Source organism: Mycobacterium sp. NGS58 (genome assembly GCF_059812385.1).
The window spans coordinates 197,611-212,717 of the sequence record NZ_JCALCO010000007.1; the positions used below are offsets into that span (position 1 = coordinate 197,611).

Annotated in this window: 9 protein-coding genes; 4 read left to right on the forward strand and 5 right to left on the reverse strand. The window is 68.4% G+C overall.

Going from position 1 to position 15,107, the window contains the following annotated elements; all coding sequences use genetic code 11:
* The first annotated feature begins 4 nt into the window (after positions 1 to 4).
* From recC to recD, 3 genes are read left to right on the forward strand one after another with little or no spacing between them, the layout of a single operon-like run.
* A complete protein-coding gene (recC, locus tag AC5Y4H_RS09525; protein ID WP_499980683.1) occupies positions 5 to 3,307 on the forward strand; it encodes an exodeoxyribonuclease V subunit gamma in 3,303 nt (1,100 codons plus the stop codon).
* Positions 3,307 to 6,609, forward strand: a complete 3,303-nt coding sequence (gene recB, locus AC5Y4H_RS09530; protein ID WP_499980689.1) for an exodeoxyribonuclease V subunit beta — start codon at positions 3,307 to 3,309, stop codon at positions 6,607 to 6,609. Before recC ends, recB begins: the two co-directional genes overlap by 1 nt.
* Positions 6,606 to 8,324, forward strand: a complete 1,719-nt coding sequence (gene recD / locus AC5Y4H_RS09535; protein ID WP_499980692.1) for an exodeoxyribonuclease V subunit alpha — start codon at positions 6,606 to 6,608, stop codon at positions 8,322 to 8,324. Before recB ends, recD begins: the two co-directional genes overlap by 4 nt.
* Here the strand turns inward: recD and AC5Y4H_RS09540 are convergent.
* Both AC5Y4H_RS09540 and AC5Y4H_RS09545 read right to left on the reverse strand, forming a co-directional pair.
* On the reverse strand, positions 8,311 to 8,871 hold the full coding sequence (locus tag AC5Y4H_RS09540) for a phospholipase D-like domain-containing protein (RefSeq protein WP_499980698.1): 561 nt from the start codon (positions 8,869 to 8,871) through the stop codon (positions 8,311 to 8,313). The genes recD and AC5Y4H_RS09540 overlap by 14 nt on opposite strands.
* Before the next feature lie 13 nt (positions 8,872 to 8,884).
* Positions 8,885 to 10,003 (reverse strand): T6SS phospholipase effector Tle1-like catalytic domain-containing protein, encoded by a 1,119-nt coding sequence (locus tag AC5Y4H_RS09545; protein WP_499980701.1) that lies wholly within the window; start codon positions 10,001 to 10,003, stop codon positions 8,885 to 8,887.
* Positions 10,004 to 10,129: 126 nt separating this feature from the next.
* On the opposite strand from AC5Y4H_RS09545, the gene AC5Y4H_RS09550 reads away from it, so the two are divergent.
* Positions 10,130 to 10,840: a TVP38/TMEM64 family protein gene (locus tag AC5Y4H_RS09550; protein ID WP_499980704.1), complete on the forward strand. Its 711-nt coding sequence runs from the start codon at positions 10,130 to 10,132 to the stop codon at positions 10,838 to 10,840.
* Between the two features lie 22 nt (positions 10,841 to 10,862).
* Here the strand turns inward: AC5Y4H_RS09550 and AC5Y4H_RS09555 are convergent, their stop codons facing one another.
* The 3 genes from AC5Y4H_RS09555 to AC5Y4H_RS09565 are packed head-to-tail and all read right to left on the reverse strand — an operon-like array spanning position 10,863 to position 15,052.
* A complete protein-coding gene (locus tag AC5Y4H_RS09555) occupies positions 10,863 to 12,413 on the reverse strand; it encodes an MCE family protein (RefSeq protein ID WP_499980707.1) in 1,551 nt (516 codons plus the stop codon).
* Between the two features lie 3 nt (positions 12,414 to 12,416).
* Entirely contained in the window at positions 12,417 to 13,550 is a 1,134-nt protein-coding gene (locus AC5Y4H_RS09560; protein ID WP_499980765.1) for a virulence factor Mce family protein, read from the reverse strand.
* Positions 13,551 to 13,558: 8 nt separating this feature from the next.
* The gene (locus AC5Y4H_RS09565) at positions 13,559 to 15,052 is read right to left on the reverse strand and encodes a virulence factor Mce family protein (RefSeq protein ID WP_499980768.1); all 1,494 of its coding nucleotides are present in this window, start codon (positions 15,050 to 15,052) and stop codon (positions 13,559 to 13,561) included.
* Positions 15,053 to 15,107 lie beyond the last annotated feature (55 nt).

Genomic DNA, 15,107 nt, shown 5'->3' on the forward strand with positions numbered 1-15,107 from the left:
CGCAATGCCGCTTCATCTACACCGTGCCGAGCGCACCGATCTTCTGGCCGACGGTCTCGGCGCTCTGCTGGCCAACCCGCTGCCGGACCCGTTCGCCACCGAACTCGTCGTCGTCCCGGCGCGGGGCGTGGAACGCTGGCTCAGCCAGCGGTTGTCGCACGTGCTCGGTGCGCGTCGCGGCGACGGGGTGTGCGCCGGCGTGGCGTTTCGCAGTCCGGGCTCGTTGATCGCGGAAATCACCGGCACGGCAGACGACGATCCGTGGTCGCCGGACGCCATGGCCTGGCCGCTGCTCGAGGCGATCGACTGCTCGCTGGACGAACCGTGGTGCCGCACGCTGGCCATGCATGTGGGCCACTTCCACACCGGCGCGGAAGCCGAGCTGCGCCGGGGCCGTCGATACGAGGTGGCGCGACGGCTGGCCGGCCTGTTCGACTCCTACGCGCGCCAGCGCCCGCAACTGCTCGTCGACTGGGGCAACGACGACCCCGGCGAGCTCGACGAGGATCTGCGCTGGCAGCCCGAGCTGTGGCGGGCGCTGGTGGCGCGGGTCGCGGCCGACCCGCCGCATATCCGCCACGCCAAGACCATCGCGCGACTGCGAGAGGCGCCCAGCGAGCTGCCGCCTCGGCTGTCGCTGTTCGGGCACACCCGGTTGACCCGCACCGACGTCGAGCTGCTCGAGGCGGTCGCCACCCACCACGACCTGCATCTGTGGCTACCACACCCGAGCGAGGAGCTCTGGCGCGCGCTGGCCGGCACCCACGGCCCGATCCGCAGGCGCGACGACGTCAGCCATCGCGCGGTGTCCCACCCGCTGCTTGCGACGCTGGGACGAGACCTGCGGGAGCTGCAACGCAGCCTGCCGGCGGATCCCGCGACCGACGACTATCTGGCCGGGGACGCGCGCCCGGACACACTGCTCGGCTGGCTGCAGTCCGACATCGCCGCTAATGCCGTTCGCGCACTTGGCCGCACGATGCGGACCGACGACCGATCGGTACAGATCCACAACTGCCACGGCCCGGCCCGTCAGGTCGACGTGCTGCGCGAGGTTCTGCTCGGCCTGTTGCAGGATGACCCGACGCTGGAACCGCGCGACATCCTGGTGATGTGCCCGGACATCGAGACGTACGCGCCGCTGATCATGGCCGACTTCGGACTGGGCGACGTGGTGCACGGCGCCCATCCCGCCCACCAGCTACGAGTCCGGCTCGCGGACCGCTCGCCGATCCAGACCAACCCATTGCTGGGTGTGGCCGCGCAACTGCTGGCCCTGGCGGCCGGGCGGGTGACGGCCAGCGAGGTGCTCAACCTGGCCCAGGCCCCGCCGGTGCGGGCCCGATTCGGGTTCACCGATGACGACCTCGAGGCCATCACCCGCTGGGTCCGGCAGGCGAACATCCGCTGGGGGCTGGACCAGGAGCATCGGCGGCCCTACCACGTCGACTTCGTGCACAACACATGGCGTTTCGGCATCGACCGGATACTGGCCGGCGTCGCGATGTCCGACGATTCGAACGCATGGATCGACGCGACGCTGCCGCTGGACGACGTCAGCAGCAATCGCGTCCAATTGGCCGGCCAGTTCGCCGAATTCATCGCCCGACTGCAGCACGTCCTCGACTCGCTCTGCAAAACCAGGCCGCTGAGCGAGTGGCTGGCTTCCCTCACCGAGGGCATCGCGCTGCTGACGCGGGTCCGCGATGCCGACGAATGGCAGACCGGTCAGATGCAACGCGAGTTCGCGCAGACCCTTGCGCAGGCCGGATCTCGGGGCGGCACCGCGCTGCGGCTGCCCGACATTCGCGCGCTGCTCACCCACCGCCTCGCCGGTCGCCCGACGCGGGCCAACTTCCGCACCGGCACCCTGACGGTGTGCACCATGGTGCCGATGCGCTCGGTGCCACACCGCGTGGTGTGCCTGGTCGGCCTGGACGACGGGCTGTTCCCGCGGCTCGGCATCGTCGACGGTGACGACGCGCTGGCCAGGTGCCCGATGACCGGGGAACGCGACATCCGTTCCGAGGACCGGCAATTGCTGCTCGACGCGGTGGGCGCGGCCACCGAGAAATTGGTGATCACCTACACCGGCGCCAACGAATATTCGGGCCAGCCGCGCCCGCCGGCGGTGCCGCTGGCCGAACTCCTGGACACCCTCGACGTGACCACCCCGACCAAGGTGCGCGAGCGCATCGTCGTCGAACATCCGTTGCAGCCGTACGACATTCGCAATGTCATGCCCGGCAGGCTCGTCCCGGACGTGCCGTTCAGTTTCGACCCCACGGTGCTGCGTGCGGCGCGCGCGGCCACCGGCGAGCACCGCGAGCGGCCGGGATTCATCTCGGCGCCGTTGCCGCCACCGCCGGCCTGTGACGTCATCCTCGCCGACCTGGTCGGCTTCTTCAAAGACCCGGTGAAGGGCTTCTTCCGCGCACTGGAATTCACGCTGCCGTATGACGTCGACGGCGTGCAGGACGCCATGCCGGTCGACATCGACGGCCTCGAAGAGTGGACGGTCGGCGACCGGATGCTGGGCGACATGCTGCGCGGGATGACTCCGGACGACGCGCGGCAGGCGGAGTGGCGGCGCGGCACGCTGCCGCCGGGCCAACTGGGCTGGCGCAAGGTCACCGAGATCCGCGACCAGGCCGCCCTGTTGGCCCGCGAGGCGCTCGGTCACAGGCGAACGCACGGCCACGGCACCGCCGCAGCATACGACGTCGACATCGAACTGGGGGGCGGGCGGCGACTGACCGGCACGGTGTCGCCGGTGTACGGCGACCGCCTGGTGTCGGTGACGTATTCGCGGCTGGACGGCAAGCATCTGCTCGAATCGTGGATCCCGTTGCTGGCGTTGGCGGCTCACGATCCCGGCCGGGACTGGTCGGCGGTGTGTGTCGGCCGCATGCGCAGGGGTGCCAGCACCCGGACCGAGGGGCTGGGCCCGCCGCGCGACCGGCAGCAGGCCGTCGAGGTGCTGCGCGAGCTGGTGGCGATCTACGATGCCGGCCGGCGCGAGCCGATTCCGTTGCCCATCAAGACGTCCTACGCCTGGGCCGCCGCCCGGTACGGCGGCGAAGACCCGGTGGCCGAGGCGCGATACCGATGGAAATCCAGCGACCGCTTCCCTGGCGAGGACCAGGCCCCGGCGCACGCGCGCGCATGGGGCAAGGGCGCGGCGCTGGACGAGCTGATGCAGCCGGTGCGGCCGGGCGAGGAGTGCGCCGGCGAGGACAACCGGCTCGGCGCCTACGCCGCCCGGGTCTGGCTGCCAATGCTGCGCGCCGAGAGGAAACCCACCTGATGGAGCGCTTCGACCTGTTGGGTGCGCTGCCGGCCGAGCGCTCCACCACTGTGCTGGAGGCCAGCGCGGGGACCGGTAAGACCTTCGCGCTGGCTTCTCTGGTGACCCGGTATCTCGCCGACGGCGCCGCCTCACTCGACCAGATGCTGCTCATCACTTTCGGCCGGGCCGCCAGCCAAGAGTTGCGCGAACGCGTCCGCTGCCAAATGGTCGATGCCGTGAAAGCTTTTGCCGATCCATCGACCGTCGGCGACAACCAGGTGGTGGCGTACCTGCTGGACGGCACCGACGGGCAGCGCACGGCGCGCCTACAGCGGCTTCGCGACGCGCTGGCCGGCTTCGATGCGGCGACGATCGCCACCACCCACCAGTTCTGCCAGCTGGTGTTGCGCTCGCTCGGCGTGGCCGGGGACACCGCGGCCAGCGTGACGCTGCTCGACAGCCTCGACGACCTGGTGACCGAGATCGTCGACGATCTCTACCTGGCGCACTTCGGCCAGGAGCGCGACGACCCGGCGCTGCACTACCGTGAGGCGCTGCGGCTGGCGCGCGCGGTCGTCGACAATCCGTCGACCGAGCTGCGGCCGCGCGACCCGGACCCGGATTCGCGGGCCGCAGTCAACGTCAGATTCGCCAAAGATGTTCTGGCGGAGCTGGATACGCGCAAGCGCCGGCTGGGCGTCCTCGGCTACGACGACCTGCTGATCCGGCTGGCCGACGCGCTGGCCACCGACGACTCCCCCGCCCGCCTACGCATGCACCAACGCTGGCCCATCGTGATGGTCGACGAGTTCCAGGACACCGACCCGGTGCAATGGCAGGTGATCGACCGGGCGTTCAGCGGGCGCTCCACAGTGATCCTCATCGGTGACCCGAAGCAGGCGATCTACGCGTTCCGCGGCGGTGACATCGTGACGTATCTGCGGGCCGCCGCGACGGCCGGTGAGCGCAAGACGCTGGACACCAACTGGCGCAGCGACTCCGCGCTGCTGCAGCGGCTGCAGGTGGTGCTGCGCGGCGCGCAGCTCGGCGACCCCGCGATCGTGGTGAACGACGTCGACGCACACCACCGCGGTCATCGGCTGGCCGGCGCGCCGCACAATGATCCCTTCCGGCTGCGCGTGGTCGCACGGAAGGCGTTGGGGCGCAGAGGTGTCCAGAACCTGCCGATCGACCAGGTGCGCGAACACATCGGCGCCGACCTCGCGTCCGACATCCGCGCGTTGCTGGCCAGCGGTGCAACCTTCGCCGGTAGACCACTGCAGGCGCGCGACATCGCCGTGATCGTGGAGAAGCACCGCGACGCGCACGCGTGCTTCAAGGCGCTCTGCGCGGCGGGCGTCCCCGCGGTCTACACGGGCAACTCCGACGTGTTCACCTCCGAGGCCGCCGAGGACTGGCTGTGCCTGCTGGAGGCCTTCGACCAACCGCACCGGCCGGGGATGGTGCGCGCCGCCGCCGCGACAATGTTCTTCGGTGAGACCGCGGAATCGCTGAGCGCCGGCGGCGACGCGCTCACGGATCGGATCGCGAAAACCCTGCGGGAGTGGGCCGGTCATGCCCGCGAACGCGGTGTCGCGGCCATCTTCGAGGCCGCTCAATTGCTGGGCATGGGCAATCGCCTGCTCGCCTGGCAGGGCGGTGAGCGACACATGACCGACCTGGCGCACGTCACCCAGCTGCTGCAGGATGTCGCGCACCGCAACCACTACAGCCTGCCCGCGCTGCGCGATTGGCTGCGGCGGCAGCGTGATGAGCGCAGCGGCGCGCCGGAGCGCAATCGCCGGCTCGACAGCGACGCCGCGGCCGTCCAGATCATGACTGTCTTCGTCAGCAAGGGCCTGCAGTACCCCATCGTGTATCTGCCGTTCGCGTTCAACCGCACCACCCAGGACAGCGACGTGGTGCTGTTCCACGACGAGGACGGCGCGCGTTGCCTGCACGTCGGCGGCAAGGACAGCCCCGACTTCAAAGCCGTTGAGCGGCTGGGGCGCAAAGAGGACGCCAGCGACGACAGCCGGTTGACGTACGTCGCACTGACCAGGGCCCAGTCCCAGGTGGTGGCGTGGTGGTCACCGGCGTATTACGAACCCACCGGCGGCCTGTCACGGCTGCTGCGCGGCCGCCGGCCCGGCGACCCGGTGGTGCCGGACCGATGCGAGCCCGCCAGGATTTCCGACGACGATGCCATGGCCAGGCTGCGGGAGTGGGAGGCGGCGGGCGGGCCGGTCATCGAGGAATCGGTGGTGGCGCCCGCCCCGTCGTTGACCGCCGAGCCGACCCCCGAGCGCCTCGGGAACCGCCACTTTCACCGCGGCATCGACACCGGTTGGCGGCGCACCTCGTATTCCGGTTTGATCCGGGCCGCGCAGGCCAGCGGGGTGGGCAGCGAACCCGAAGCCGGCGAACTCGACGACGAGGCCGGCGACATCCCGTTGGTGTCGGCGGAGGCCGGGCCGGATGTGCCATCGCCGATGGCGGAGCTGCCGGCGGGCGCCACCTTCGGCACCCTGGTACATGCCGTGCTGGAGACGGCCGACCCGTTGGCCGCGGACCTGGCCGCCGAGCTCGAGACGCAGATCCGGGCGCACTGGGCGTGGTGGCCGGTCGCCGCGGCCCCCGAGCAGCTGGCCGCGGCGATGGTGCCGATGCACGACACGCCGCTGGGCCCGTTGACGGATGGCAGGACGCTGCGCCGGATCGGATTGCCGGACCGGTTGCGCGAGCTGGACTTTGAGCTGCCCCTGGCGGGCGGTGACCTTCGCTCGACGGCGCCGGAGGTCCGGCTCGCGGATCTGGCGCCGCTGCTACGCGCGCACCTGCCGGACGACGATGTGCTGGCACCGTATGCCGACCGGCTGGCCGAGCACGGCCTCGGCGATCAGTCGCTGCGCGGATACCTCACCGGGTCGATCGACGCCGTGCTCCGCGTTCCCGACGGATCGGGCCACCGCTTCGTGGTGGTGGATTACAAGACCAACCGGCTCGGCGACCCGGAGCGACCCCTGACCGCCGCCGATTACGACCGGTCACGGATGGCCGAGGCGATGTTGCACTCCGACTACCCGCTGCAGGCGCTGCTGTATTGCACGGTGCTGCACCGGTTTTTGCGTTGGCGGTTGAGCGATTACGATCCCGGCCGGCACCTGGGTGGCGTCCTCTACCTGTTCGTGCGGGGCATGTGCGGCGAGCAGACGCCCGTGCTGGACGGCCACCCGGCGGGTGTCTTCGATTGGCGGCCGCCCTGGCCGTTGATCACGGCCCTGTCGGACCTGCTCGATGCTCAGGGGGTGGCCGCGTGACGGTGGAGGTCGTGTCCGCGACCGGGCTGCTGCGCACATTCAGTGACGCCGGCGTATTCGAGCCCGCCGATATCCATGTGGCGCAACGTCTTACCTCGCTCACCGGCGAGTCCGATGAGCGGGTGGCGCTCGCGGTCGCCCTGGTGGTCCGCGCGCTGCGGGGTGGTTCGGTGTGCGTCGATCTGCGCGCGGTGCACGACCGGATCGACGAAGCCGGCCTGCCCTGGCCCGACGCCGACGACTGGATGGCGGCGGTGCGGGCGAGCGCGTTGCTCGGGTCGCCGCCGGTGCTGCGGTTGTTCGGCGACCTGTTGTATTTCGACAGGTATTGGCTCGAGGAAGAGCAGGTGTGCACCGACCTGCTCGCGCTTGCGGTGACCCCCGCCGCCGTCGAATCGACCAGCTACGAACGGCTTTTCGGCCCCGGCTATGAGGAACAGCGGGCGGCCGCCGAGATCGCGGTCGCGCAGGCGCTGACCGTGCTGACCGGCGGGCCCGGCACCGGCAAGACCACCACGGTCGCGCGCCTGCTCGCCCTGTTGGTCGAACAGGCGGAGCGTGCGGGTCTGCCGAGACCCCGGATTGCGCTGGCCGCGCCAACCGGTAAGGCGGCGGCGCGGCTGGCCGAGGCGGTGGCCGCGGGAAGCGCGGAGCTCACCGCGGCGGACAGGGCGCGGCTGACCGGCCTACCCGGGACCACGCTGCATCGCCTCCTGGGTCCCAGGCCGGATACGTCGGTGCGTTTCAAGCACAATCGCGGCAATCGACTACCGCACGACGTGATCGTGGTCGACGAAACTTCGATGGTGTCGTTGACGATGATGGCCCGGCTGGTCGAGGCGGTCCGGCCGGACACCCGCCTGATTCTGGTCGGTGACCCCGACCAGTTGGCCTCGGTGGAAGCCGGTGCCGTGCTGGCGGACCTGGTGGACGGGTTGGCCGACCGCGACGACGTGCGAGTCGCGGCCCTGCACACACCGCACCGATTCGGCACGTCGATCGGCGCACTGGCCGAGGCGATCCGGGTCGGCGACGCGGACCGGGTCGTGCAATTGCTGGCGGCCGGCGGTGACCACATCGAGTGGGTGAACTCCGAGCGCCCGGCCGAGCGGCTGCGTGAGGTGCTGGTCGCGCACGCGCTGCGGCTGCGCTCGGCCGCGCTGCTGGGCGCGGCGGCCGAGGCGTTGGCAACGCTGGACGAGCACCGGTTGTTGTGTGCGCACCGCGAGGGCCCGTACGGCGCGACGCATTGGAACACGCAGGTGCAGAAGTGGATTGCCGAAGCGACCGGCCAGCCGGCCTGGTCGCAGTGGTATGCCGGCCGTCCCTTGCTGGTGACGGCGAACGACTATGGGCTGCGGCTCTACAACGGCGACACCGGCGTGGCCGTGGCCGCCGCGGACGGCCTGCGTGCCGTCGTCGCCGGCGCCACCGGGCCGCTGGACTTCGCGACCAGCCGCCTCGGCGAGGTGGAGACGATGCATGCCATGACCATTCACAAAAGCCAGGGCAGCCAGGCCGACGAAGTGACGGTGCTGATACCGCCGGAGGATTCGCGATTGCTGACGCGGGAACTGTTCTACACGGCGGTCACCCGGGCGAAGATTAAGGTTCGGGTCGCGGGCCCCGAGGCGTCGATTCGCGCGGCGATGCAGCGCCGGGCGGTGCGAGCCACCGGCCTGCGGCAGCGACTGCGATCGTTCAGCCAGGGCTAGGGGCGCGAGCCTTCGCGGCCATCTGCTTGAGCATGCCGTCGTGGATGATGTCGATGCGGGAACGGGCCTCCGCGCATACGTACGGATCCCGGATCACGGTGAGTTGGTTGTCCTGCTTGGATTCTCCGCCGGTGGACCAGTTGGTCGAACCGGTAATGACGTCGACGCCGTCGATGATCACCATCTTCAAGTGCATGATCGCCGACTTCTCACTGTGCCCGATCGCGATGCTGTTGCCGATCTTGTCGTTGAGCCACGGGGCCAGCAGCGGGCGCTCGGCGGCTCCCGCGGCTTGCGTGGAGTCGAGACTCATTTGCACGTAGATCTTTTCGTCGTTCAATGCGGACTGCAACACCGAATTGAGCTCCGCATCGTCGAAGCCGTACATCGCCACGATGATGCTCTTGCTGGCCGACGTCAACAGGGCCTTGAGGGCGTCGTGCACCTGGTCGACGGGGCTGTAGAAGGTTCGGGTGGTGTCGGGATAGCCGGGCGGAAACGGCGCAGCTTTGAACTTGTTCAGTTCGGTCAAGGAACTCAGTGCCATGGCGGTTGCTCCTTCACAACGCGGGAGAGATCCAGTCTTCCGGGTCGGCGCTGAGCCGCTGCTGCTCGGCGCTGAGAGTCGGAAGGTAACTCGGGTTGTCGCGGCGGCGCACCAGCACGCTGGGATGCACCAGCGCGTCGGGGCCCATCGGCCGGCGCCGGCGCCCGACCACGTACCACAGCTTGCCGTTGTTGTGAATCGGTGCGTCCGCGAAGTCTTCTGCCACCGCGCACTGCCGCCGGTAGGCCGCCGCGTCGAGCGCCAGCTGACCGACGATGCCGTCGGTGACCCATTTCAACGCGATCGTGGCAAGCCGGTGGTCGGGCATGAACGTCCCGCCGACGTCGGCGTGCACGCCGGCGAACCAGCGCTCCTGAAGTCCCAATGGGTGCCGTTCGACGAGGTATTCGCGATAGGGACGGCGACGTTCGTCGATCGACACGGCGTGGCGGATGCGCGCCACGTTGGGCAGCGCGCGAGTGTAGGGCCAGCGCAGATTTCCGAACCGCAGGAAGCCCGCGGCCTTGACGGTGTCCCACAGCCCCAGGTACGCCACCGGCACTGCGTAGTGCCACACCTGGTTCGGACTGTTCTGCCGCACGGTGGAAAACAGCGGCTCGTTCTCGGTGCGCCAGCAGAACGCACGGGCGAACTCGGCCCAGTGATCGTATTCGTCCTGCGTGAAATACCGGTTTACGGCGTACTTTTCGAGGGCGTACGGCAACAGGTTCTCCGAACCGGGCCGCATCAATCCCGGCCGCAGCAGCATGCCGGCCAACGCACGCGCGGTGTAGGCACCCCGGCTGAATCCGAAGATGTAGATCGCGTCGCCGGGACGCCAATGCTGCATCACATAGCGGTAGGCCTGTGCCACATTGTCTTTCAGACCCAGGCCGAATGCCTGGTCGAACAGCAGGTCCAGCTTTCGGGATAGCGATGAATGCGCCGATGCGGGCGCCAGCGTGCCGACTCTCGGGTCGTAGTAGGCGAGTTGTCGAGCCGGATCGTTCTTGTCCAGCATCTCGAACAGTTTGGCGACATTGGTGAGATTCCCGGCCCCGATTTGATTGGCGGTGCCGTCCAGGCAGACGACGATCCGCTTGCCCTGCGGCGGCGCGGGCTGCTCGGTCATCGGAGAATGCCTCTCACCAGATGTTCGCGATATGCGGCACTCTACGGCGATCACGCCCGCACCGCGGCGACTTGGAATCAGCCGGGTGCGGCCAGCACGCGACGATGCGGAACAATCGTCGCCGACATGGACGACAGTGACGGTCCCCCGCAGCGACGGGTCCACATCGTGCGGCTCGCGGTGTTCTGCGGGTTTCTGGCCTTGGTCTTCTATCTGGTGGCCGTCGCGCGGGTGATCAACATAGACGAGATCCGGCGTGTCGTGACTGCGACCGGGCCCGCGGCGCCGCTGACCTACGTCGTGCTCTCGGCGCTGGTGGGCGCGTTGTTCGTCCCGGGTTCGATTCTGGCCGCGGGCAGTGGATTGTTGTTCGGTCCGTTGGTGGGCGTCTTCGTGACGCTCGGCGCGACGGTGGGCACCGCAATCGTCGCGAGTTTTGTCGGCCGACGATCCGGCCGAGGCAGCGCCCGGGGACTGCTCGGGGACGAACGCGCCGACCGCTTCGACACGCTGATCGAACGACACGGGCTGTGGGCGGTCGTCGGGCAGCGCTTCGTCCCCGGGATCTCGGACGCGCTTGCGTCGTACACGTTCGGCGCCTTCGGCGTTCCGGTGTGGCAGATGGCGGTCGGCTCTTTCATCGGGTCGGCGCCGCGGGCATTCGTCTACACCGCGCTGGGTGCCTCGATCGGGAACCGGTCATCGCCGTTGGCCTACGCGGCGATCGCGGTGTGGTGCGTGACCGCCATCATCGGCGCGTTCGCCGCACATCGCGGATACCGCAGGTGGCGTCGGCACGGCCGCGAGAACGGCGGCACGGCCGACACGGACTCGTAACGCCGCGTCTGCGGACGGCCCTTCACCCTGCCGACCCCAGCATCGTCTTCCACCCCTCGTCCCCGACGATGGTCGAATTCGCAACGGAATACACCACACCGTCGGGGCCCACGACCTTGCCGCTGCGGACGTCGTACAGCGCGGTGGGGAGCGTGTTCGGGGTGTAAGTGCACGGGTTCGGCTGCTGCCCATTGCACAAGACGCTGCCCGATCCGGGACGCTGCAGCGGATCGCTGATCGGCGGCGGCGTACCCGGCACCTGATCGGCGGGTGCCGGGTTGAGGCCGTTGTCGACCGACGGAGCCGGGATCACCAGCCCCGGTTTCACCGGCTGGTCACAACGCGCGCTCGGAGCGGGACAGGTCAGTATTTGATTCGGGTCGCCGTACCAGGGGTTGGTTCCGGCCGGCACGTAGGGCTCGGTGCTGCGGCACTCCCGCGGGGTCGCCGCCCGCTTCCCCGGCACGTCTACGCACGGGTAATTACGTGCCCCGCGAACAACATTCGTCGCATCCATCGGAATCTTGCAGTAGGTGCCCGCCGGAAGCGGTGCGGTGCTGGTATCCGCAGGAGCCCGCCACTCCGACGCCGGCAGGAAGCCGGTCAGGCACGGCGGCGGCTGGTTGAGCGAGATGGCGCCGACGCCGAGCGCGGCCTGACCGGGAAACTGTGCGGTCACCGACTGAGCGATCGCACCCGACTGCGGCAGGAACACCAACGCCTGCTCGACGCCGTTGTGATAGCGCTTGAGCATGTCGATCACGACCTCGAGATTGGCCAGCGTCTGCGGCAACGACTCCCGTACGTCGCCAAATGTGGTGTTCACCTGCGCGGCCGTCGGCGCCGCGTTGGCCAAAATGCTGCGCACCGCCGGATCGGACTGCGCGGTCTGCGCGGTCAACGTGTTCAGATTGGCGGCCCAACGCTTAATCGTGCCAGCGGAATCCGCCTGGCTGTCGATTATCGGCGCCGAACGTCCGATGATGTCGTCGACGTCGTCGATACTTCCCCGGAAGTCGTGGGCGATCGCCTGGGTGGCGTCCACCAGGCGTCGCAGCGACGGCCCCAACCCGCCCACGGCCTGCGACGTCTCGTAGAGCAGCGCGGCGATTTTGTCTTTGGGCAGCACCACCAATCCACGGTTGGCGGCGTCCAGCGCGGGACCGATCTGGCTGGGCACGGTGCTTTTGCGAATCGTCTGACCATTTGCCAGGTACGGACCCCGGTTCGCGTTCGATACCAGGTCGACGTATTGCTCACCAACCGCCGAGACCGAATGCACGTTGGCCGATGCGTCGGAGGGTATTCGGTAGCCGTCCTCGATGCTCATCGTCGCGCGGGCGCCGCGCTCGGTCGGTTCGACACCGGTGACCTTGCCGATGGTGATTCCCCGATAGGTGACGTTGGCCGTTCGATACAGGCCACCGGACTGCGGCAATTCGGCATAGAGGGTGTAGCGACCGACGCCGACCAGGCTCGGTATCCGAAGGTAATACCAGCCAAGGACCACCACCGCGGCCACCGCCACCGCCGTCAGAAGCACCAGCTGGGTTTTGATCAAGCGGGGCAGCATGTTTCATTCGCCCCGTTCCACCAGCGGCCCGCCCGGGGCGTCATTGGGGTTGGGCGTGTAGCGCACGTCCGGGATCATGGTGTCGGGATTGCGTCCCCATGATTGCTCGAGCGCCCGCAGCGCCCCGGAGAATCCGGTGCCGGTCAGCGTCGTGTTATCGATGGTGGACAGGGTCAGGTCGAGCGCACCGGAAACATTGACATAGTCGCCGCGGATCACCTGGGAGACGTCGTCGATGTTGAACGGCGCCGTGAGACCCAGCTTCAGTGCGCCGGCCACGAACGGCGAGGCCGGGACGAGTTGGCGCAGCGGTCGCTGCAGCGACTGTAGGCTCCGGTAGAGGTTGGGCCGGGTATCGGCCAGCGCCCGGTGGGCGGCACTGCTGAATCGTCCCAGGGATTCCGTCGCGTCGGCGAACAGTTCGCGGGTGTCGGCGAAATGCCGGATCAGCGGCGGGACATCGGTCAGGACCCGGTCCAGCGTGTCTTTGCGGTTCGCGAAGATGCTCAGGAGCTCGTTGCTCGAATCGATTGCGCGGGTGAGGTCATCGCGTTGACGGCTCAAATCGCTGATGAAAGTGTCCAGCCGCCCCAGGAATTCGCGGATCTGCTCGGCGTGACCGTCGAGGATGTTGACCACCTCGGTCTGGATCGCGTCGAGGTTGGCAATGCCGCCGCCGTTGAGGATCACCGCGACGCTTGCCAACGTCCGTTCGACGGTGGGATAGGCCGAGGAGTTTTTCAGCGGGATCGTGTCGCCGCTCCTCAATTGCTGCGCGGAAGGGTGTTTCGGCGCGGCAAGCTCGACGTGCTGGGTGCCCAGCAGACTGGTCTGGCCGATTTTTGCGGTCGCATTCGCCGGTAGCTTCACGCCCGGATCGAGATCCAGCCTGACCGTGGCGATCCAGTTCTTCAACGTGATGGCACGAACGGTGCCGACCCACACGTCGGCGACCCTCACCCGGCTGTTCGTGTTCAGCGCCAACGTGTCCGGCATCTGCACGTAAACGGTCATATGGTCACTGCCGGTACCGTGACCGACCGGGAGCGGCATGTCGGCGATGCCCCGCCAATGGCAGGACGCCAGCATCGCCACGGCCAGCAGTAACACCAGTCCGCGGCGGCCCGCGACGATCATGCGGCGCTTCACCGGCCCGCCCCCGGGGGCCGCGGAAACCAGGGCGGCGGTGCGGGATTCGACTCGCCATACGCGTTGGGCGGCCCGGGTGCATTGGTCCCCGGCGGAGGCAGCGCGATGTCCTGTCCGCCTACGAGCTCGGCGAGCGATTCGGCGGTGAGCATGTTGGCGGTGCCCGGCTGCACCTGCGTGCCCTGCATCCCGGGCGCGACCACCCAGCCCGGCTCGTGGTTGCCGTATGAAAATGGGGTGTCGCGCGAGAAGATCCCCGGAACGGTGGTGTCTTTGTATCCGGGCGGCGGGTGCAGTCGGTCTTCGGAGTACGCGACTTCCTTGGGCAGCGTGGCCGCGGAGTTGAACGGGTTCAGGCTGGCCGGTCCATAGTTGAATTTGATGGTGTCGAGAACCGGCGCCAGATACTGTGCGCACAGCTCGGCCGAGTCCTGATAACCCAGCCGGCTGCCGGCCTGAATCGCGCTGCAGATGAAATGAATCGGGTTGGCGAAGTTGGGGAAGACGAACAAGCCCACCAGCGAGCTGTGGGCGGGTTGGTAGAGGTTGTTGAAGTTGCCCGCAAAGGTGGGCAGCACGTGCAAGGCCGTTTCCAGGCCGTTTCGCGGCTCGGGTTGCAGGATCGTGGTGGTCACGTCGGCGAGGTTGTTGACATCATGCGTCAGCGGGGCGCCGTTGTCGTTCAGGAACTTTCGGGCGGCATCGAGTACGTCGTCGAGGTGGGTGACGGTGTCGCTCACGTCGTGATCGGACTTGGTGAACCAGTCGGTGAACTCAGCCAAGTCGTCGTTGAGCGCGACGAACTGTTGCTTGTGCTGGTACAGCGCGGTGACGAACTGCGCCAGGCTTTTGGTGATGGCGACGAAGTCCCCTCGGCCCTCGTTGAGCGCGGTCAGCGCCTGCGACAAGCTGTTCAGGGTGTCGTTGACCTGCTTGCCCTTGCCGGCCAGGTTGTCGGCGGCCGACTCGATGATGTCGCCGAATGGCCCCGCCGGCTGCTGGGGTGTCGGGCCGAGCTGCCGCAGGATCCCATTGATGGAGTCCCGCAACTGATCCCACTCGACGGGCACCTGAGTGCGCTCGATCGGGATGACCGCGCCGTCTTTCAGCACCGGACCGCCCGTGTAGGGCGGTGACAACTGGATGGTGCGCGAGGCCACCAGGCTCGGGTTCAGAATCGATGCGGTGGCCCTGGCGGGCACCTTGTATTTGCTGTTGTAGTGCAACGTGACTCGCATCTTGTCGCCGGCCGGCTCGATCTTGTCGATCGAACCGACCCGCACGCCCATGATCTGAACTCTGTCGCCCGGGTACAGGGCCAGGGTCTCGGAGAAGTACGCGACGACCGTCGTGGTGGTGAGTTTTCGGTAGAGCTGCACCCCGGCGGCCGCCGCGGTGAAGACGAACACCGCCGCCAGCGCCGCGACGACCACCACCCGGGCGGACACTTTGGGCAATCGCAGGTTGCGGATGTCGAAGATGGTGCTCATCGGTCCCCTGTCCCGTCGGGCGTGAGGAACGGTGCCGGCAGCTGCGGCCCCGGTC